The 18855-nt window shown below is 66.4% G+C and carries 16 protein-coding genes; 6 read left to right on the top strand and 10 right to left on the bottom strand.

The window, feature by feature from the left end:
• Position 1 precedes the first annotated feature (1 nt).
• Positions 2–1897 carry an AAA family ATPase gene (locus tag FHW83_RS07110; RefSeq protein ID WP_176645675.1) on the bottom strand — a complete coding sequence of 632 codons (1896 nt, stop codon included), beginning with the start codon at positions 1895–1897 and terminating at the stop codon, positions 2–4.
• A gap of 387 nt (positions 1898–2284) precedes the next feature.
• Between FHW83_RS07110 and FHW83_RS07105 the strand changes: the two genes are divergently transcribed.
• Both FHW83_RS07105 and FHW83_RS07100 read left to right on the top strand, forming a co-directional pair.
• Positions 2285–2677 carry a gel scht gene (locus FHW83_RS07105; protein ID WP_176645674.1) on the top strand — a complete coding sequence of 131 codons (393 nt, stop codon included), beginning with the start codon at positions 2285–2287 and terminating at the stop codon, positions 2675–2677.
• Positions 2678–2710: 33 nt separating this feature from the next.
• Positions 2711–3109, top strand: a complete 399-nt coding sequence (locus FHW83_RS07100; protein ID WP_176645673.1) for a gel scht — start codon at positions 2711–2713, stop codon at positions 3107–3109.
• Between the two features lie 6 nt (positions 3110–3115).
• Here FHW83_RS07100 and FHW83_RS07095 read toward each other — a convergent pair whose 3' ends face one another.
• The 8 genes from FHW83_RS07095 to hutC form a co-directional block, all read right to left on the bottom strand.
• Complete coding sequence (locus FHW83_RS07095) at positions 3116–3841, bottom strand: ABC transporter substrate-binding protein (protein WP_176645672.1); 726 nt, start codon at positions 3839–3841, stop codon at positions 3116–3118.
• Positions 3842–3928: 87 nt separating this feature from the next.
• Positions 3929–5653, bottom strand: a complete 1725-nt coding sequence (locus FHW83_RS07090) for a glycosyltransferase family 39 protein (RefSeq protein ID WP_176645671.1) — start codon at positions 5651–5653, stop codon at positions 3929–3931.
• A 101-nt stretch (positions 5654–5754) separates the two neighbouring features.
• Complete coding sequence (locus tag FHW83_RS07085; protein WP_176645670.1) at positions 5755–6024, bottom strand: type B 50S ribosomal protein L31; 270 nt, start codon at positions 6022–6024, stop codon at positions 5755–5757.
• A gap of 250 nt (positions 6025–6274) precedes the next feature.
• Entirely contained in the window at positions 6275–7537 is a 1263-nt protein-coding gene (rho, locus tag FHW83_RS07080) for a transcription termination factor Rho (protein WP_176645669.1), read from the bottom strand.
• A gap of 118 nt (positions 7538–7655) precedes the next feature.
• The gene (gene trxA / locus FHW83_RS07075) at positions 7656–7982 is read right to left on the bottom strand and encodes a thioredoxin TrxA (protein WP_090182984.1); all 327 of its coding nucleotides are present in this window, start codon (positions 7980–7982) and stop codon (positions 7656–7658) included.
• A 189-nt stretch (positions 7983–8171) separates the two neighbouring features.
• Positions 8172–8552 (bottom strand): response regulator, encoded by a 381-nt coding sequence (locus FHW83_RS07070; RefSeq protein ID WP_176645668.1) that lies wholly within the window; start codon positions 8550–8552, stop codon positions 8172–8174.
• 1 nt (position 8553) lies between these two features.
• Positions 8554–12447 (bottom strand): PAS domain S-box protein, encoded by a 3894-nt coding sequence (locus tag FHW83_RS07065; RefSeq protein WP_373997173.1) that lies wholly within the window; start codon positions 12445–12447, stop codon positions 8554–8556.
• A gap of 290 nt (positions 12448–12737) precedes the next feature.
• A complete protein-coding gene (gene hutC, locus FHW83_RS07060) occupies positions 12738–13460 on the bottom strand; it encodes a histidine utilization repressor (RefSeq protein WP_176645666.1) in 723 nt (240 codons plus the stop codon).
• Positions 13461–13586: 126 nt separating this feature from the next.
• On the opposite strand from hutC, the gene ada reads away from it, so the two are divergent.
• From ada to FHW83_RS07040, 4 genes are all read left to right on the top strand, one after another.
• Entirely contained in the window at positions 13587–14651 is a 1065-nt protein-coding gene (gene ada / locus FHW83_RS07055) for a bifunctional DNA-binding transcriptional regulator/O6-methylguanine-DNA methyltransferase Ada (RefSeq protein WP_176645665.1), read from the top strand.
• 58 nt (positions 14652–14709) lie between these two features.
• Entirely contained in the window at positions 14710–15492 is a 783-nt protein-coding gene (locus FHW83_RS07050; RefSeq protein ID WP_176646064.1) for a 2OG-Fe(II) oxygenase, read from the top strand.
• A gap of 13 nt (positions 15493–15505) precedes the next feature.
• Positions 15506–16084, top strand: coding sequence for a TetR/AcrR family transcriptional regulator (locus FHW83_RS07045; RefSeq protein ID WP_176645664.1), 579 nt, complete (start codon positions 15506–15508; stop codon positions 16082–16084).
• A gap of 91 nt (positions 16085–16175) precedes the next feature.
• Entirely contained in the window at positions 16176–16901 is a 726-nt protein-coding gene (locus tag FHW83_RS07040) for an SDR family oxidoreductase (protein ID WP_176645663.1), read from the top strand.
• A 95-nt stretch (positions 16902–16996) separates the two neighbouring features.
• Here the strand turns inward: FHW83_RS07040 and msbA are convergent, their stop codons facing one another.
• Entirely contained in the window at positions 16997–18838 is a 1842-nt protein-coding gene (msbA, locus tag FHW83_RS07035) for a lipid A export permease/ATP-binding protein MsbA (protein ID WP_176645662.1), read from the bottom strand.
• Between the last annotated feature and the right edge of the window lie 17 nt (positions 18839–18855).

Below are 18855 nucleotides of genomic sequence, written 5' to 3'. Positions count from 1 at the left end.
ATCATGCCTCCTTGGTTTGTTGCTGCTGTTCGAGCAGCGCGAAGATGGCGTCTTTCGACAGCACGTATTGGTCCATCAGCACGCCTTTGAGCTCGGCGATCTGCTCGCGGTAGTCGGCGATGGCGTTCAGGGTGTAGCTGTACAGCTCGTCGGCCTTGGCTTCCACCTGGCCGAGGCCGGCTTCCTTGTCCTTGAACTGGCTGTGGTCGATCTTGGAGCGCGAGTACATCGACAGTTTGTTGACCATCAGGTCCAGCATGGAGGTGGCCTTTTCGATGTCGTTCTGGCTGCCCACCGAGATGCCGCGCGCGCCGTAGAACAGTTCCTCCGCCGCCACGCCGCCGTACAGCTGGATGACGTCGCGTTCCAGTTCCTCCAGCGTGCGCAGGGCCACGTCGTCCGAGGCCGACAGCACGTAGCCGAGCGCGCCCAGCTTGGACACCGACTCGGTCGAGATCTTCAGCAGCGGCGAGCGTTCCTTCACCTCGGCCAGCGACAAGCCTTCGCGCAGCCATGGGTCGATCTGCATGAAGAAGTGGCCCAGCTCGTGCAGGGCCACGCGTTCGCGCTGGCGGGTTTTCTCGGCGGTGGTGGCGCGGTCGGTGAGACCGATGGTGGCGCGTTCGAAGGCGCGGAACATCAGCTCGGTGTTGATGACCTTGTTCTCCTGGATGGCCAGCATGCTGGCGCGCTCGACCACGGTCTGCAACACGGCCGGGCTTAGGTTGGCGGTGATTTCCGCCACGTGGTCCAGCTGCAAATCGTTCCAGTCGACGCAGCCGTCGGCCTTGCGCGCCAGGAAGGAGCGCAGCAGCTCGCGCCGCTCGCTCTTGTTCGGCAGGCGGAAGTTGATCTTGACCGAGAAGCGGCGCAGCATGGCTTCGTCCATGCGCGTGGAGCTGTCGTCGAAGTTGGAGGCCACCACCCAGATCACGCCCTCGCCCTTGTCGCTGCGCACGCCGTCGAGCAAGCTCAGCAGGGTGTTGGCGGTGTCGTCCTCCCATTTCTTTTCGCCGCGGCCGCGCGGCATGAACAGGCTTTGCGCCTCGTCGAGGAAGATGATGCAGTTGCCGCGCGCGCAGGCCTTGCGGTGCAGCGCGTGCAGCGCTTTCGAGCCGCCGCCGATGTAGCCCGATTCCAGCGCCGAGCCGGAGGCCTGGATCAGCGGGATGTTGAGGCGCTTGGCCAGGTAGCCGGCCAGCTTGGTCTTGCCGGTGCCGGCCGGGCCGGTCAGCATGACGTTGAACGGCTTGTCGATGTCATGTTCCTTGTACAGGGCGCGGTTGCGGATCATGTCTTCCAGGTGCAGCACTTCCTGCTTGATGTCCTCCATGCCGATCAGGTCGTCCATGCTGCCGCCCAGCTGGTCGGGCGTCAGCACGGTGGCGTTCACGCCCATGCCCGGCAGGCCGTTGCGCAGCAGGAACAGCGCCAGCACCACCAGCAGGATGTCGAGCGCGTGGCGCGACAGGAAGGCGCCCGCCTTGGCCAGCTTGCTGACATCGTCGTCCTGCAGCACCGCCTTGTGCGAGGCCAGGTAATCCTCGCGCGCGATGGCGTACGGGATGTTGTTGCGCAGCAGGACTTCGCGCTCCAGGCTCAGGTGGGTGGTGCCGGGCACCTTGACCACCACCAGCTTGGCGTCGTTCTTCAGCTTGATGATGTAGCGCGGCGCCTCCGACTGCGGCGCCGCCACCAGCAGGTACTCCAGCTGGGCGCGCTTGGCCGGCAGCGCCGTGATCTGGGCGATGTCCTGGGTGTGCAGCACCGGCGCGCTGTCCTGCGGCACGTCGGCGCGCAGGCCCAGCACGATCACCAGGGCGAGGGTCAACGCCAGCAAGGCGGCGCGGACGTAGTTGTTACGCAGGGCAGATTGAAGTTTATGCAAGGTGAACATGGGTGCCATCCAGAGGCATGCTGCCGGGGCTGGGCGCGGGGATGAGGCGCAGCAGCCGGGGCCGCCGTGACCGGCGACGCGGAGCAGGGCGCGGCCGGGGGACTGTCATATGCTGCCGTACGGCAACGCATTCATTGCGCAACTATAGCGCCCGTGGCGGCGTTTGTATCACGTCCCCCCCACAAAAAGCCCGGACGCGCAACAGATGCCGTCCGTCCACCGTTTATTCCGGTTTTTTTGCAGTTGGTGCGTGCGCTTTGACCGCTCGTCGCATGCGCAGGATCTTTGACGAAGGCTTTGTTAATCTGTTCACGTCTGCCGCTGAATTGAAGATTGCAGCGGTGGCTTCCGGTAGTGAATCGAACTGACAACCTATGGAGCACACCTATGAAAACGATCCTTGCAGGCATCGCGGCTTCGCTCGCCCTGTCGTCCCTGATGACCGTCGCCCACGCCGACCAAACCAGCGTGGAAATCACCTCCAAATCGCCGCAGCGCTACCACATGCTGGAGGACGAGTTCTACAACTTCAAGAGCGTCTATGGCCTGGAGAACGGCCAGCACATCCGTTTCACTTCGGTGATGGGGCGCTTCTACACCCAGCTCGATAACGGCCAGCGCGTGCGGATTTACCCGGTCTCGCGCACCGCCTTCGTGACCGAAAACGGCGCCAGCATCGAGTTCCGCGAGCAGGGCGAAACCCTGGGCATCGCCAACTTTGAAAAGCTGTCGCCCGCCAGCCAACTGGCCGCCAACACCAGCATGACGGCACGCCGCTAAGCCGCATCCACTGATCAATATTGGAGATTCATCATGAAAACCACTTTGCTGAGCATCGCCGTCGCCGCCGCCCTGTCGATCACCGCCCTGGCGCACGCCGCGCCGCCGGACAACGAGAGCGTGAGGATCGGCGCGCCGGCCGCGAACGACTTCAAGTTCAAGGCGCAGGATTTCTCGGACTACCTGTATTCCTACGCCCTGAGCAATGGCGACCAACTGAAGTTCACGCAGAAGGTCGCCCATTACTACGCCGAGATCAAGGGCCAGAAGAAGGTCGAGATCTTCCCGGTCGCGCCCGGTGAATTCGTCACCCAGGCCGGCACCCGCATCAGCTTCCAGGACAATGGCTACGAGCTGACCATCGACAACTACGAGCGCCTGCCGATGGCCGCCCAGCTGCCGGCCAACACCACCGTGGTGGCCGCCCGTTGAGCGCGCCTACTTGGCCGGCTGGTCGTACTTGCGGTCGACGCGCTGCAGGGTGCCGTCGCGCCGCATCTCGGCCAGCGCGGCGTTGAGCTTGTCGATCAGCTCGTCCGGCACCGAGGGATTACAGGCCAGGTAGACCTTCACGCGATGGAACACCATCAGCGGCACCAGCTTGTCGGCCCACTCGGGCGGCGCGGGGAAGGCGGCGCCGTTGCGCACGGCCACCGCCCACAGATCGATGCGGTTGAGCAGCAGCTTTTGTGGATTGACCAGGTCGTTGGTGGCGGCGTCGACATTGAAGCCGCGGCTGCGCAGGTAGTCGTCGCGCGCGTCGCCGATCGAGGTGCCGATGCGCAGCTTGCGCGCGTCGTCCAGATTATTGAGCGGGAAGCGGTGGTCGGCGCGGCCCCAGAACTGCCATTCGGCCTCGTCGGTCGGTCCCACCCATTTGAACAGCGGCTCGCGCTCGGGCGTGCGCGAGGTTGAATACACGCAGGTGTGCGCCTGCGTTTGCGCCATCATCAGCGCGCGTTTCCACGGCAGCAGCTCGATCTTGTACTCGGTGCCGGTGCGCGCCATCAGTTCGCGGATCTTGTCGGTGGAGCGGCCGGTGATGACGCCGTCGGCGCCGACCATGCTGGCCGGCGGCAGGTGCTCCGTGGTGATGTGCAGCGGCGCGGCGCGCACGCAGCTACTGGTCGCCAGCAGGAATAATGTCGGGATGATAAATCGCATGGGCTGGCCGCTTTCTGGAGAAAAGCATAGCAGCAATGCGATCCGGGCGGCAACACGGCTGTATTACCGTGTTGCCGCCGCCCGCGCCTAGTCGGCGCGGCGGAACAGGCGGAAGCGTTCCTCGCGGTCGGCCGGGCGCCGGCCTTCCCACAGCAGCACCCATTGCTTGCCGCGATGTTGCGGCGCGATCTCGCGGTCATCGCGCAGTTTGATGCTATCTTGCAACAGCAGCAGGTCGCAGCGGCCGCCCTCGACGCCGGCGAACGGCAGTTGCGCGTAATAGGCGAACGAGGCGCGCTGGGCCGGGCCGACGTTGGTTTCGATGCAACCGGCCTTGGGCGGCAGCTTGTCGGCGATCTGGCGCGCCACGCCGGCGTAGCTCTTGCTGTAATTGACGTCCGGCAGGAACAGGGTCATCAACAGAATCCAGATCAGGATCAGGCCGCCCGAGGACAGCACCACCGCGCGCCACAGCACCGACGGCCGGCGCGACACGCGCCAGTACACCAGCGCGAACCAGCCCAGAGTGGCGGCCAGCGCCACGAAGAAGGCGACCCAGCCCAGCTCCGGGTGGAAGCCCGGCACCAGCTTGAGCGCGTTCTTGGCGGCCTGCGCCGGCCAGCCGGTCAGCTTGGCGATCCAGAACACCCAGATCACGGCCGCGCACAAGGTCAGCGCCATCACCGAGAACCAGTCGATGGCGTTGATGGCGCCGCGCTTGACGGTCAGCAGGCCGAACGCGGCCATCACCGCCAGCGGCGGCAGCAGCACCAGCAGCTGGCCCTGTTCCGGTTGCGGGTGGCACAGGGTCAGCAGCGCGCCCATGGTGACGAAGGCCAGCGGCACCACGATGTGCAGCACGCCGCGCTGGCGGCGCCAGGCCCACACCGCCCACGCGGCGAACGGCCACGCCGGCCAGAAGAACCAGACGCCGACGCGGAAGAAGAATTTGACGGTGGCCCAGCTTGGCCAGTCCAGCTGCAGCCAGTTCCAGCCCAGCCAGGCGTTGAGCGGCTGCTGGTGGTAGGGTTCCAGCAACTGGGCCGGGATCAGCCACAGCGCGGTGACGGCGCCGCCGACCGCGATCATGGCGCCCAGGTCGCGCACCGCGCGGATGGCCGGCTGGGCCAGGAAGCGGGTGCAGGCGAACAGGGCCAGCATCAGCAGCACCGGGGTGATCCAGCCGCGCGTCAAGGTCAGCAGGCCGATCGCCAGGCCGCCCAGGGCGGCGTTGCGCAGCGACGGCTTTTCCACGTAGCGCACGGTGCGGTACAGCAGGAAGGCGGTCATGGCCACCTGCAGCGCCTCCGGCGTGGTCTCGTGGCTGTGCAGCAGCAGGCCCAGGCAGCCGAGGTAGATCAGGACGGCGGCGTCGGCCAGGGTGCGGCCGAAGTCATCCGGCTCGGGCTGGCCGCCGAAGGCCAGGCGCAGCGGTTGCGCGTCCTGGCGGCGGCCGAGGTGGAAGGTGGCGTACCACAGCGACAGCACGCCCAGCAGGAACACCGCCACCGTGCCCACGCGCGCGGCCAGCACGTCGCCCAGCAGCCAGCCGAACAGCTTGATCCCGAGCGCGCCCAGCCAGAACGCCAGCGGGCCCTCGTCGGGCCAGGACAGGCCGGCGATGTTGGGCCACAGCCAGTCCTGCCAGCCGCCGTGCGCCATGGTCCACATGATGCCGAAACTGGCGGCGTCGTCGTTCTTCCACGGGTCGCGGCCGATCAGGCCGGGCAGGATGTACAACAGGCCGAGGGCGAACAGCGCCCAGCGCGGCAAGGCCAGGGTAGCGGCGGCGGGAAGACGGACTGGCTTCATCGATGGTGTGTTTTTATGAGTAGAACCGGAGTATGCAGGAAAACGGCACGGCAAACAAAAAAAGCAGCCAGAGGCTGCTTTTTTTATCGGAGCGGCTCGAATTAGCCTGCAGCGACGGCGGTTTTCGAACCAACCGAACCGAACTTCTGGCGGAATTTCTCAACGCGGCCAGCGGTGTCGACGATTTTGTGTTTGCCGGTGTAGAACGGGTGCGACTCGGCCGAAACCTCGATCTTCACCAGTGGGTAGTCTTTACCTTCGTGGTTGATGGTTTCGCGGGTGGCGATGGTCGAACGGGTGATGAATTTGAAATCGCACGACAGGTCGTGGAAGACAACTTCACGGTATTCTGGATGGCCTTCTGCTTTCATGGGAACCTCGGTTAGTTTGGTAGCCAAACAGCACTTCGTCGGTCTGTACCACTTCATGACCCGATTGCCGCTCACTTGCCAGAGTTTAAAAATAATGCGATCGACGATTATACGCCTGTAAACGCAAACAGGCAACCGTGGTTGCCTGTTTGTTATTGCCGTCATTCCGGCGCAGGCCGGAATCCATGCTGAGCTTGAGGGCCAGCGTTCCATGGGTACCGGCCTGCGCCGGTACGACGACGGGGGGGCCTTAGCCGCCCCTGCGCATCATATCGAAGAACTCGGTGTTGTTCTTCGTCGCGCGCATCTTGTCGAGGATGAACTCCATCGCCTCGATCTCGTCCATCGAGTACAGCAGCTTGCGCAGGATCCAGATCTTCTGCAGCTGGTCCGGCTTGATCAGCAGTTCCTCGCGGCGCGTGCCCGACTTGTTCAGGTTGATGGCCGGGTAGACGCGTTTCTCGGCCAGGCGGCGCTCCAGGTGCACCTCCATGTTGCCGGTGCCCTTGAATTCCTCGTAGATCACGTCGTCCATGCGCGAGCCGGTCTCGATCAGCGCGGTGGCGACGATGGTCAGCGAGCCGCCTTCCTCGACGTTACGGGCGGCGCCGAAGAAGCGCTTCGGACGCTGCAGCGCGTTGGCGTCGACACCACCGGTCAGCACCTTGCCCGAGGCCGGGATCACGGTGTTGTAGGCGCGCGCCAGGCGGGTGATCGAGTCCAGCAGGATGACCACGTCCTTTTTCATCTCGACCAGGCGCTTGGCTTTCTCCAGCACCATCTCGGCCACCTGCACGTGGCGGGTGGCCGGCTCGTCGAAGGTGGAGGCCACGACTTCGCCGCGCACCGAGCGCTGCATCTCCGTCACCTCTTCCGGACGTTCGTCGATCAGCAGCACGATCAGGGTGACGTCCGGGTGGTTGGCGGTGATGGCGTGGGCGATGTGCTGCAGCATGACCGACTTGCCGGACTTCGGCGACGCCACCAGCAGGCCGCGCTGGCCCTTGCCGATCGGCGAGATCAGGTCGACGATGCGGCCGGTGATGTTCTCGGTGCCGTTGATGTCACGTTCCAGGCGCAGCGGCTCGTTCGGGTGCAGCGGCGTCAGGTTCTCAAACAATATGCGGTGTTTCGACGCCTCCGGCGATTCGCCATTGACCTTGTCGACCTTGACCAGCGCGAAGTAACGCTCGCCATCCTTCGGCGTGCGCACCTCGCCCTCGATCGAGTCGCCGGTGTGCAGGTTGAAGCGGCGGATCTGCGACGGCGAGATGTAGATGTCGTCGGTGGAGGCCATGTAGCTGGCGTCCGGCGAGCGCAGGAAGCCGAAGCCGTCCGGCAGCACTTCCAGGGCGCCGTCTCCGAAGATCTGCTCGCCCGATTTGGCGCGTTTTTTCAGGATCGCGAACATCAGTTCCTGCTTGCGCAGGCGTGCCGCGTTGTCGATATCCAGCCCGATCGCCATCTCCAGCAAAGCGGAGACGTGTAAGGCCTTGAGTTCAGATAAATGCATATTGTTGAGTGTCCCGTGACGGGAAAGTAAAGGTAGGGGAGGGAACTACGTGGGTTGTCTCGTATTATTCAGCGGCGGCCGCGGGCGCGGCGCCGCTGGTACAACGCGATATCTTATCTTAGATATTGCTGTCGATGAAAGAGGTCAGCTGGCCTTTTGCCATTGCGCCAACCTTTTGAGCGGCGGCGACGCCGTTCTTGAACAGGATCAGGGTCGGGATGCCGCGGATGCCGAACTTGGCCGGCACGGCCTGGTTCGAATCGACGTCCATCTTGGCGATCTGGATCTTGCCTTCGTATTCTTTTGCTACTTCTTCCAGGATCGGGGCGATGCTCTTGCAAGGGCCGCACCACTCGGCCCAGAAGTCCACCAGCACTGGGCGGTCGGATTTCAGCACGTCGGCGTCAAAGGATGCATCGGTAATGTGTTTGATATTTTCGCTCATATTTTCCTCAATCGAGGTCGGTAAGTAATAACGCCTGGGGACTGGGCCTCAAACGCCGCCATGAGCAGCAGTTGGGTGCCATTTGCACGATTTCAATGTCTAGAGGGGATGGCAACAAGGTCGGCAGGCGAGGGATGGCGTAAATAATAACCCATTTTTTAAAAATGTGCGGTTGTTTGTTTTGGTTTGCTATGCACAGCGGGCGGCGGCCCGTTCCAGCAGGGCCGACAGCGCCTCCATGCTCATCGGTTTGGTGCAGGCGTCGAGGATGGCCAGGCCCTGGGCCTCGGCCAGGCGGGCGGCGGTTTTCAGCACCGCGCCATCGACCCCGGACAGCAGCACCACGCAGCCCCGGTACTGCTGCGCCGCCGCAAGGCGCAGGAAGTCGATGCCGTCCATCACCGGCATCGACAGGTCGCAGATCACCAGCGCCGGCGGGCGCAGCCGCAGCTCGATCAGCGCGCGGCGGCCGTCGGTCTCGCGCACCACCGTGTGCTCGCCCAGGCTGGCGACCATGTCGGCCAGCAGCTCCAGCATAAAGGCATCGTCATCCAGCAGCAGTATCCGCATCTCAGTTGTCGTCGGCGAAGGTGGTATTGGTCATGATTTGTTCGGTGATGCGCTCCAGCAGCGGCCACAGTTTCTGCAGCAGCGCGCGGGCGTGGCGCTTATTATCGGCGTCGCTGTCGGTCACTGGCAATTGTTCCAGCTCCAGCAGCAGCTCGCCCATGCCCAGCGCGCCCACCGTGCGCGCCGGCGACTTGAGGCGGTGTCCGAGTTCGCGCACGGCGGCCAGGTCGCCGCGCTGCAGCGCCGCCTCCATCTGGTTCAGGCCATCTTGCGTGTTTTGCAAGAACTTGAAGGCGAACTTGCGCACCTTGTGCGGATGGTAGCCGAGCAGCTTGGCCAGGATGGACAGGTCGATCACGGCCGGGTCGCCGCCCAGCGTGGTTTTGAAGGCGGGACGGGCCGGCCGCGCCGGCGCCTCGCGCGCCTCGCCGCCGTCGCGCGCCGGCAGCCAGTTGGCGATGGTCTGGTACATCAGCGCCGGCTGGATCGGCTTGGAGATGAAGTCGTCCATGCCGGCCTCGATGCAGCGCACCCGGTCCTCGCTGGTGGCGGTGGCGGTCATGGCCAGCACGCGCATGTCGGCCAGGCGCGGGTCGGCGCGGATGCGGCGGGTGGCCTCCAGGCCGTCCATCAGCGGCATCTGCACGTCCATCAGCACGCAGTCGAAGGCGGTCTGGCGCAGCAGCTCCAGCGCCTCCATGCCGTTGGCGGCCAGGCACACCGAGGAACCCACGTCCTCCAGCATCTCCAGCGCGATCTGCTGGTTGAAGGTGTTGTCCTCCACCAGCAGGATGCGGGCGTTCTTCAGCGCCGACATCACGGCCGCGCTGCGCGAGGAGGCCAGCAGCTCGGCGGCGGCGTCCTTCACGCGGTCGATCAGGGCCGGCACGGTGGCGCTGCTGATGCCCAGGCGCGCGGTGAACCAGAAGGTGCTGCCCTGGCCGGGGCGGCTGCGCACGCCCACCTCGCCGCCCATCAGCTGCGCCAACTGCTTGCAGATGGCCAGACCGAGGCCGGTGCCGCCGTATTCGCGCGTGGTGGAGGTGTCGGCCTGCTGGAATTGCTGGAACAGTTTGTCGATTTCGCTTTCCGACAGGCCGATGCCGCAGTCGCTCACCTCGAAGCGCAGCAGGCAGCCATGGGCGTCGCCCACCACCTGGCGCACGCGCACCTCGATGCGGCCTTTCTCGCTGAACTTGATGGCGTTGTTGGCGTAGTTGATCAGCACCTGGCCCAATCGCAGCGGATCGCCGCGCAGCACCTTCGGCAGCGTCGGATCGAGGTCGTACACCAGCTCCAGCTCGCGGCTGGCGGCCTTCGGCGCCACCACCGTGTTGAGGGTCTGGATCACGTGGTCGAGCGCGAAGTCGACCTGCTCGATCTCGAGCTTGCCGGCTTCGATCTTGGAGATGTCGAGGATGTCGTCGATGATGCCCAGCAGGTGCTCGCCGGCGAAGCGGATCTTTTCCAGGTAGTCGCGCTGGCGCGGATCGAGCTCGGTCTTGAGCGCCAGGTAGGCCATGCCGATCACGCCGTTCATCGGCGTGCGGATCTCGTGGCTCATGTTGGCGAGGAACTGGCCCTTGGTCTGGCTGGCCTCCTCGGCCACCATGCGCGCCTGATCGAGTTCGCGCGTGCGCAGCGCCACCCGTTCCTCCAGGTGCTCGTTCAACTCGCGCAACGCGTCCTCGCCGCGCTTGCGGTCGGTGATGTCGGTCAGGCTGGCCACCACCAGGTGCACGGCGCCGCTGTCGTCCGGGATCGGCTCGGCGTTGACCGACAGCCAGCAGCGGGCGCCGTCCGGCTGCCGCAATCCCATCACCACGTCGCGCACCGACATGCCGGTGGCCAGCGCCAGTTGCACCGGATGGCTGCCGCCGTCATAGGGCGTGCCGTCCTCGCGCACCCCGGCCCACAGGCCGCCCGCGCTCAGCTCCTCGGTGTGCGCCAGCATGCGCGCGGCGGCGGCGTTGCGTTCGATGATGCGGCCCTGGCCGTCGATCATCACCAGGCCGTTGGTGACCGCGTTGAAGATGGACGCCAGGCGCTGGCTCGACGCATGCAGCGCGCTTTCGGCCTGGCGGCGCGCGGTGATGTCGGTCAGCATGGCCAGCATGCCGGCGTAGTGGCCGGAGTCGGCGTTCATCACGGTGGTCGAGAGCAGGCACCAGACGGTGCTGCCGTCGCTGCGCGTGAAGCACACGTCGCCCTGGCTGGCCTCGCCGGACAGGCGGCGCTGCAGGTGCTGCTTGAGCAGTTCGCGCCCGGTGTCGTCCATGAAGTCGGTCATGGCGCGGCCCATGATGCGTTCCACCTCGTAGTCCAGCATGCGCGCCAGCGTGGGGTTGACGAAGGTGGTGCGGTCGTCGGCGTTGGTCATCCAGATGCCCTCGGCGGCGGTCTGCACGATCTGGCGATAGCGCTCGGAGCTGGCGTGCAGCGCCTCCTCGGCGCGCTGGCGCTGGGTCATGTCGCGCAGCGCCATGATGACCAGCTCCTGCCCGCACAGCTCCACCGGCGACATGTGCACCATGGCCGGGAAGCTGCCGCCGTCGGCGCGCACCGCGCACAGCACCCGGCCCGGCAGGTTGGGGCGCGAGAACAGCTCGCGCGCGCGGCCGTTGTTGCGCATGGCCTCGGGCGCCAGCTGCTCGATCGAGCGGCCGGCCATATTGCCCTCGTAGCCGAAGCTGCGCGCGCAGGCCTGATTGGCGTGGCACACGCGCCCGCGCTTGTCGGCGACCAGCACCGCGCCGGGCGTGGCGTCCACCAGCGCCCACATGCGCGCCTCCTCGGCGGCGCCGCTGGCGGCGCTGCCGGTGCGGGCGCTTTCCAGCGCGGCGCTGGCGCGCTGTTCGGCGTCTTCCAGGCGCGCGCGCGTGGCGCGCAGCGTGCGGCCCTGCACGTGCAGGCGCCAGGCGCCGGCCGCCGAGACCATCAGCAACAGCAGGCCGGCCATCCAGCCGCCGTAGCGCAGCAGCGGATTGCCGTCCGGTGGCTGGTACAGGAAGCCATCGATGTTGAAGCTGGCCGGCAGCATGCCCTGCTCGGCGTAGGCGCGGGCGATGGCGCGCCAGCGTTCGGGGTTGCTGTATCCCAGTTCGATCAGCGGCTGCTCCAGCAGCGGCGCGATGCGCTGGGCCTCGAACACCAGGTGCTCGCGGCTGTGGCGCTCGGGGTAGCGGGCGCGTATCAGGTCGGCGATCTCGCCCGGATGCTGCATGGCGTAGAGCCAGCCGCGCAGCGTGGCCTCGCGCAGCGCCTGCGCGCGCGCCGGGTGCTCGCGCAGTTCGCTCTCGGTGGTGTACAGCACGTCGCCGTAGAAATCCAGGCCGTGGCTGCGCGGCGAGACCAGTTCGTACGGCACGTTGAGGCGATCCAGCACGTACGGGGCCTCGGTCTGGTACACCGACATGGCGTCCACCCGGCCTTCGGCCAGGTCGTCGAAGTTGTAGCTGTGCGGGATCTGTTGGATGCTGTCCATGCGCACGCCCTGCTTTTTCAGGAACACCGTCAGTTCCTCGTTGTTGGGCGCGATCATCAGGCGGCTGCCCTGCCACGGGCGCGGCTTGCCGGCGGCGTCGAGGCGGCGCAGCAGGGTGGCGCCGGAGTGCTGGAAGATGGAGGCCAGCACCACCACCGGCTGGCCGATGCCGCGCGCCAGCAGCAGAGTGGTGTTGCCGACGCCGTACTGGGCCTGGCCCTGCATCACGGCCTGCAGCGGATCGCCGCCGGGGCGCGCCTCCAGCAGGGTGACATCGAGGCCGGCGTCGCGGTAATAGCCCTGATCCTGCGCGGCGTAGTAGCCGGCGAACTGGAACTGGTGCTGCCATTTGAGCTGGATGGTGACCTTCTCCGCCGCCCCGGCCGCGCAGGGCAGCAGGGGCGTCAGCACAAGCGCGAGCGCGCACGTTGTCAGCCGGCGTGACAAACCTTGCCAGCGGGGCTGGCGCAAGCGCGAACGGCAGTGAAACAAGAGCTTCCCTTTCGTTGATCTATGGCGGCTGGGTCTGGGCCACTATAGCATCGAAGCCGGGGCCGTTGGCGGATCCGTGGCAAGAAGACGATTGCTTCCTGAATGCCAGCGAAACAGCCGTCGATTTAACAATTCAGGGCTGTTTTCGTGACAATCGGTGAGAATGCGCGCCGCGCGGTGGCTTGCGCGGTGCTAGTTTGCCGGCGGGCCTATTGATTGAAGCTGCCGGCGAACTGGTAGCGGTGGCCTGGGTGCCACATGGTGGCCATGGTGGCGATCATGCCGCCGGAGCGGGTCTGGCGCTTGAGGACCAGGCAGGCCTGTTTGGTGTCGATGGCCAGCATGTCGGCGATGTCGCGCGGGGCGGCCAGCGCCTCGATGCTGTAGGTGGCGCCCTGCAGCGGCGCGGCCTGCATCAGGTATTCGTTGGGGGTGATGTGGGCGAAGTCCTGTTCCATGTAGTCCGGCGCGCACAGCGGGTTGACCCAGCGGTCCTCGACCTGGATCGGCACGCCGTTCTCGAAGTGGACGATCACCGAATGGAACAGCGGGTGGCCGGCCGGCAGGTCGAACTGCTTGGCCATCAAATCGCTGGCCTTGACGCGCTCCAGCTGCTGCAGGCTGCTGCGGTGGGCGTGGCCGCGCGCGCGGACCTCGTCGGCGATGGATTTGATCTCCAGCAGGGTGGCCTGGTATTTTTGCTGGGCCACGTAGGTGCCCGAGCCCTGGCGGCGCGTCAGCACCTGCTCGGCGGTGAGCTCGCGCACGGCGCGGTTGACGGTCATGCGCGAGACGCCGAACTGCTTGACCAGCGCCTGCTCGGACGGGATCACGTCGCCCTCCTTCCACGTGCCGGCGGCGATTTCGGCCAGCAGGTAGTCTTTGATGCGCTGGAAAATAGGTGTGCTGTCTTGCGTGGCTTGATCGTCCAAACGGCTTCTCCCGGAAAGCAGGAATTCTAGCACCGCATGCTAGTACAATTCAAAAGCAAGAGGCGGAGTGCGGTGTTTTTTTACGCTGGCTAAGATGGCCCCATTCCACCAACCACGGAGTCTGAGATGGGCAAGTATGGTAGCGATGAGAAGCGCTGGACCGCCGTGCGGCAGCGCGACGCCAGCGCCGACGGGGTGTTCTGGTATTCGGTGCGCAGCACCGGGGTGTACTGCCGGCCGTCGTGCGGCGCGCGTCCGGCCCTGCGCAAGAACGTGGCGTTTCACGACAGCCGCGAGGCGGCCGAGCAGGCCGGGTTCCGTCCCTGCCTGCGCTGCAAGCCGGACCAGCCGCCGCTGGCCGAGCGCCAGGCCGCCATCGTGGCGCAGGCCTGCCGCCTGATCGACGAGGCGGAGGAGGCGCCGGACCTGGACAGCCTGGCCGCGGCGGTGGGGGTGAGCCGTTTCCATTTCCATCGCATGTTCAAGGCGGTGACGGGGATCACGCCCAAGGCCTACGCCAACGCGGCGCGGGCGCGGCGGGTGCAGGCCGGGCTGGCCGCTCAGGCCACGGTGACGGACGCCATGTACGCGGCGGGCTTCAATTCAAGCGGCCGGTTTTATGCGCAGTCGGGGGCGGTGCTGGGCATGAAGCCTTCGACCTTCCGCGCCGGCGGGGCGGGGGAGCAGATCCGCTTCGCGATCGCCGAGTGTTCGCTGGGGCCGATCCTGGTGGCCAGCACGGAGCAGGGCATCTGCGCGATCCTGATCGATGACGATCCGGATTTCCTGGTGAAGGACCTGCAGGACCGCTTTCCGCGCGCGGAGTTGATCGGCGCGGAGCCGGAGTATGAGCAGGTGGTGTCGCGCGTGGTGGGCATGGTGGAGCAGCCGTCGGTCGGGCTGGATCTGCCGCTCGACGTGCGCGGCACGGCGTTCCAGCAGCGTGTGTGGCAGGTGTTGCGGGCGATACCGGCCGGGCGGCGCGTGACGTATGCCGAGCTGGCGGACCTGGCCGGCGTGCCGCGCGGGGCGCGGGCGGTTGCCAGCGCGTGCGCCGCCAATGCGATCGCGGTGGCGATACCGTGTCACCGCGTGGTGCGCAATGACGGGTCGATCTCCGGCTACCGCTGGGGCGTGGACCGCAAGGCGGAATTGTTGAACAGGGAGGCGCTCAGTGAGCACAATCAATAACGGCGAGCTCGATTTCGGTGACGCGGCGGCGCAGCGCAAGCCGCGCACCGTGCCGCCGATGGCGCCCGCACCGCCGGCCCCGGCCGTTTCCGAGGCGGCGCAGGCGGTGGCGCGGCGCGCGGTCGGCGCGGCGGCGGGGATCGCGGTGCACGTGGCCGGCCTCGACTGGCAGGGCATCGCGGATGAGCTGAACGCGCACGGCTACGCCATCCTCCCCGGTATGCTGACCGCCGAGGAGTGCGCCGCCATGGCCGCGCAGTATGCGCAGGCGCAACTGTTCCGCAGCCGCGTGGTGATGTCGCAGCACGGCTTCGGCAGCGGCGAGTACCAGTACTTCCGCTACCCGCTGCCGTCGACCATCGCCGCCCTGCGCAACGCCCTGTATGGGCCCCTGGCCGCGATCGCCAACCGCTGGCATGAGCTGATGGACCTGCCGGACCGTTTCCCGGCCGAGCACACCGACTTCCTGGCGCGCTGCCACGCAGCCGGGCAGCAGCGCCCGACCCCGCTGCTGCTCCAGTACACCGCCGGCGACTACAACTGCCTGCACCAGGACCTGTACGGCGAGCATGTCTTCCCGCTGCAGGCGGCCGTGCTGCTGTCACAGCCGGGCAAGGATTTCGAGGGCGGCGAGTTCGTGCTGACCGAACAGCGCCCGCGCATGCAGTCGCGCGTGGAGGTCGTACCGCTGAAGCGCGGCGACATGGTAATCTTCGCCGTCAATCATCGCCCGGTGCAGGGCACGCGCGGCATCTACCGCGTCAACCTGCGGCACGGCGTGAGCCGGCTGCGCGCCGGATCGCGCCACACGCTGGGCATCATCTTCCACGACGCAAACTAACCAAGGAATATCTGTGGCAAGGCAAAGAGAGTTCGACCGCGACGAGACACTGAACAAGGCGTTGGAAGTCTTCTGGCAGAAGGGCTACGCGGCCACCTCCACCACCGACCTGCTGGACGCCATGGGGATCGGCCGCCAAAGCCTGTACGACACCTTTGGCGACAAGCGCTCGCTCTACCTTGAGGCGCTGAGGCGCTACAACGAGGCCAGCGTCAACGACCTGCTGCGCCACCTGAAAGGCGACACGCCGCTGGCGGCCATCCACAACATGCTGCAGGCGTTCGCCTCCCGCCCCAGGCGCGACAACGTCAAGGGTTGCATGGGCGTGAACGCCATTTCCGAATTCGGCACCAGCGATGAGGAGGTGAACGCCTTGCGCGACGCCAGCGCCAAACTGCTCAACCACGCGGTGGAAGCGCAACTGCGCGGCGCCGCCGCAGCCGGCGAAATCGCCGCCGATACCGACATCGCACAAGCTACCGCGTTCGTCGCGGCCACCCTGTCCGGCATGAAAATCAGCGCCAAGGCCGGGGCCACCATCGCTACCCTGCGCGCCATCGCCAGCTTCGCCGTCCAAGGCCTGCGCGGATAATTATCACGAAACGTTTACTTGACCGTTCGATCCAGAAAATCTAACATGACCTCGGTTTTTGACTAATCGATCCAAAACGAAAGGAAATATCATGAAAGTAGCTCTGGTAACCGGCGGCGCGCGCGGCATCGGCGCGGCCATCGTCAAGCGTCTGGCGCAGGACGGCGCGGCTGTGGCTTTTACTTATGTATCATCGCCTGACAAGGCCAACGACCTGGCCGCCACCATCATCGCCAGCGGCGGCAAGGCGCTGGCCATTCGCGCCGACAGCGCCGACGCGGCGGCCGTGCAGGCGGCCGTGACGCAAACGGTGGAGTATTTCGGGCAGCTGGACATCCTCGTCACCAACGCCGGCATCCTGAACCTGGCGCCGATAGAGGACTATGCGCTGGAAGACTTCGACCGCATGGTGGCCACCAACGTGCGGGGCGTGTTCGTCGCCATGCAGGCGGCGGCCAGGGTGATGAAAGAGGGCGGGCGTATTGTCACCATTGGCAGCATCGCCAGCATCCGCGTGGCGTTTCCGACGTCCAGTGTGTATTCGATGACCAAGGGCGCGGTGGCGGCGCTGGTGCGCGGGGCGGCGATCGACCTGGCACCGCGCGGCATCACGGTCAACAACGTCCAGCCAGGGCCGACCGAGACCGACATGAATCCGGTGGATGGTCATCACGCGCCGGCGCTGCAAACCATGATCCCGGCGCGGCGTTTTGGCAAGCCGGAGGAAGTGGCCGGAATGGTGGCCTACCTGGTGAGCGGAGAAGCCGGCTTCGTGACCGGCGCCAGCTTCACCGTGGACGGCGGCTACACCGCCTGACGCGTCATTCCGGCGCAGGCCGGAATCCATAGGGCGCATGCGTTGTGGTGGCGCTCGCGTTCCATGGGCTCCGGCCTTCGCCGGAGCGACGGGGGTCAGGTTTGAACGCTCTTCTGCGTTTGATACAGCCGGGCGTAGATGCCGTTCCGCGCCAGCAGCGCCTCGTGCGTCCCCGATTCGGCGATGCGGCCGCGATCCAGCACCACGATGCGGTCCGCATTCTCGATGGTCGACAGACGGTGAGCGATGACCACCGTGGTGCGGCCCTTCATCAGCACTTCCAAGGCCTGCTGCACCAGCCGCTCGGATTCCGTATCCAGCGCGCTGGTGGCTTCGTCCAGGATCAATATCGGCGCGTTCTTGTACAGCGCGCGCGCGATCGCCAGGCGCTGGCGCTGGCCGCCCGACAGACGCAAGCCATTTTCCCCCACCGGCGAGTGGTAGCCCTCCGGCTGGCGCACGATGAATTCATGCGCGTGCGCCGCCCGCGCCGCCGCCTCGATGCGCTCCATCGACGGCGCCGGGTCGCCATAGGCGATGTTGGCCGCCAGTGTGTCGTTGAACAGCACCACGTCCTGGGACACCAGCGCGATCTGCCGGCGCAGCGAGGCCATGGTGTAGTCGCGCAGGTCGACGCCGTCCAGCTGGATGCTGCCGCCGCTCACATCGTAGAAGCGCGGCAGCAGGCCGGCCAGCGTGGTCTTGCCGCTGCCCGAGCTGCCCACCAGCGCGACCGTCTCGCCGGCCGCGATGTCGAGCGACACATGGTCCAGCGCCGGACGCGCGTCCGGGGCCAGCGGCGCGCCGTCGGCGCCGCGATAGTGGAAACTCACGTCCTGCACCGACAGGCGGCCCTCGGCGCGGGCGATGGTCCTGGTGCCCTGGTCCGCCTCCGACTCCAGGTCGATCAGGCCGAACACGGATTCCGCCGCCGCCAGCCCGCGCTGCATCGGCTCGTTGATCTTGGTCAGGTTCTTGATCGGCGACTGCATCGCCATCAGCGACGACATGAAGGCCACGAACGCGCCCGGCGACAAGGCGCCCGCCTGCGCGCGCAGCAGCGCAAAGTAAATCACCGACGACAGCGTGATCCCGATCAGCATCATGATGATGCCGGAGTTGAGCGCCGACGTCGCCGCGTGCTTGACCGCCAGCTGGCGATTCAGCTTGACCACGTTGTCGAAGCGCTCCTGCTCATATTTCTGGCCGCCGAAGATCTTCACCACGCGCTGGCCGCTGATGCTCTCGTCCAGCACATTGGTCAGATCGCCCATGGCCGCCTGCGCGCTCTTGCTCAACTTGCGCATGCGGCGGCCGGCGAAGGTGACGATGGCCGCCACCAGCGGCAGTAGGCCAAGGCAGAACACCGCCAGCTGCCAGTCGATGGTGAACAGGGTGATCAGGTAGCCGATGGTGGCCACCGAGTCGCGCACCGCCACGTTGACCACCGTGAGGCCGGCCTGCGCCACCTGGGCGGCGTCGAAGGCCACGCGCGACAGGGTGGTGCCGGTGGACGATTGGTCGAAATAGCCGTTCGGCAGGCGCATGATGCGGGCGAACATGACCTCGCGCAGGTTGGCCTGCACCCGGCTGCTCAGCCACGCGGCGCCGTATTCGCCGGCGAAGCTGGACACCATGCGCATCACCGCCAGGCCGAAGATCACGGCCGGGATGGTCCACAGCGCGGCCCTGGTCGGATCGGCGGGCAGCAGGTGGCCCAGCGCGTCCTGCACCCAGGCCAGGATGCCGGTGGCTTGCGCCTTGGCCGGGCCGAGGGAGTGGGCCGGCGCCAGCGCGTCCACCACGTTTTGCAGCTGGCGGATCAGCAGCACGTCGGTGGCGGCGGCCAGGCCGACCGCGAACAGCGTGACGAGGGCGATCCACGTGTAAGGGCGGAATTCGTTAAGCAGGCGAAGGTAAAGTAGGCGGCTGGACACTGGTTCTCTGTGTTCTG

This window comes from Duganella sp. SG902 (assembly GCF_013376005.1).
Lineage (GTDB): Bacteria > Pseudomonadota > Gammaproteobacteria > Burkholderiales > Burkholderiaceae_D > Rugamonas.
The sequence above is the reverse complement of the archived record's forward strand: the minus strand, read 5'-3'. Positions and strand labels throughout refer to the sequence as shown.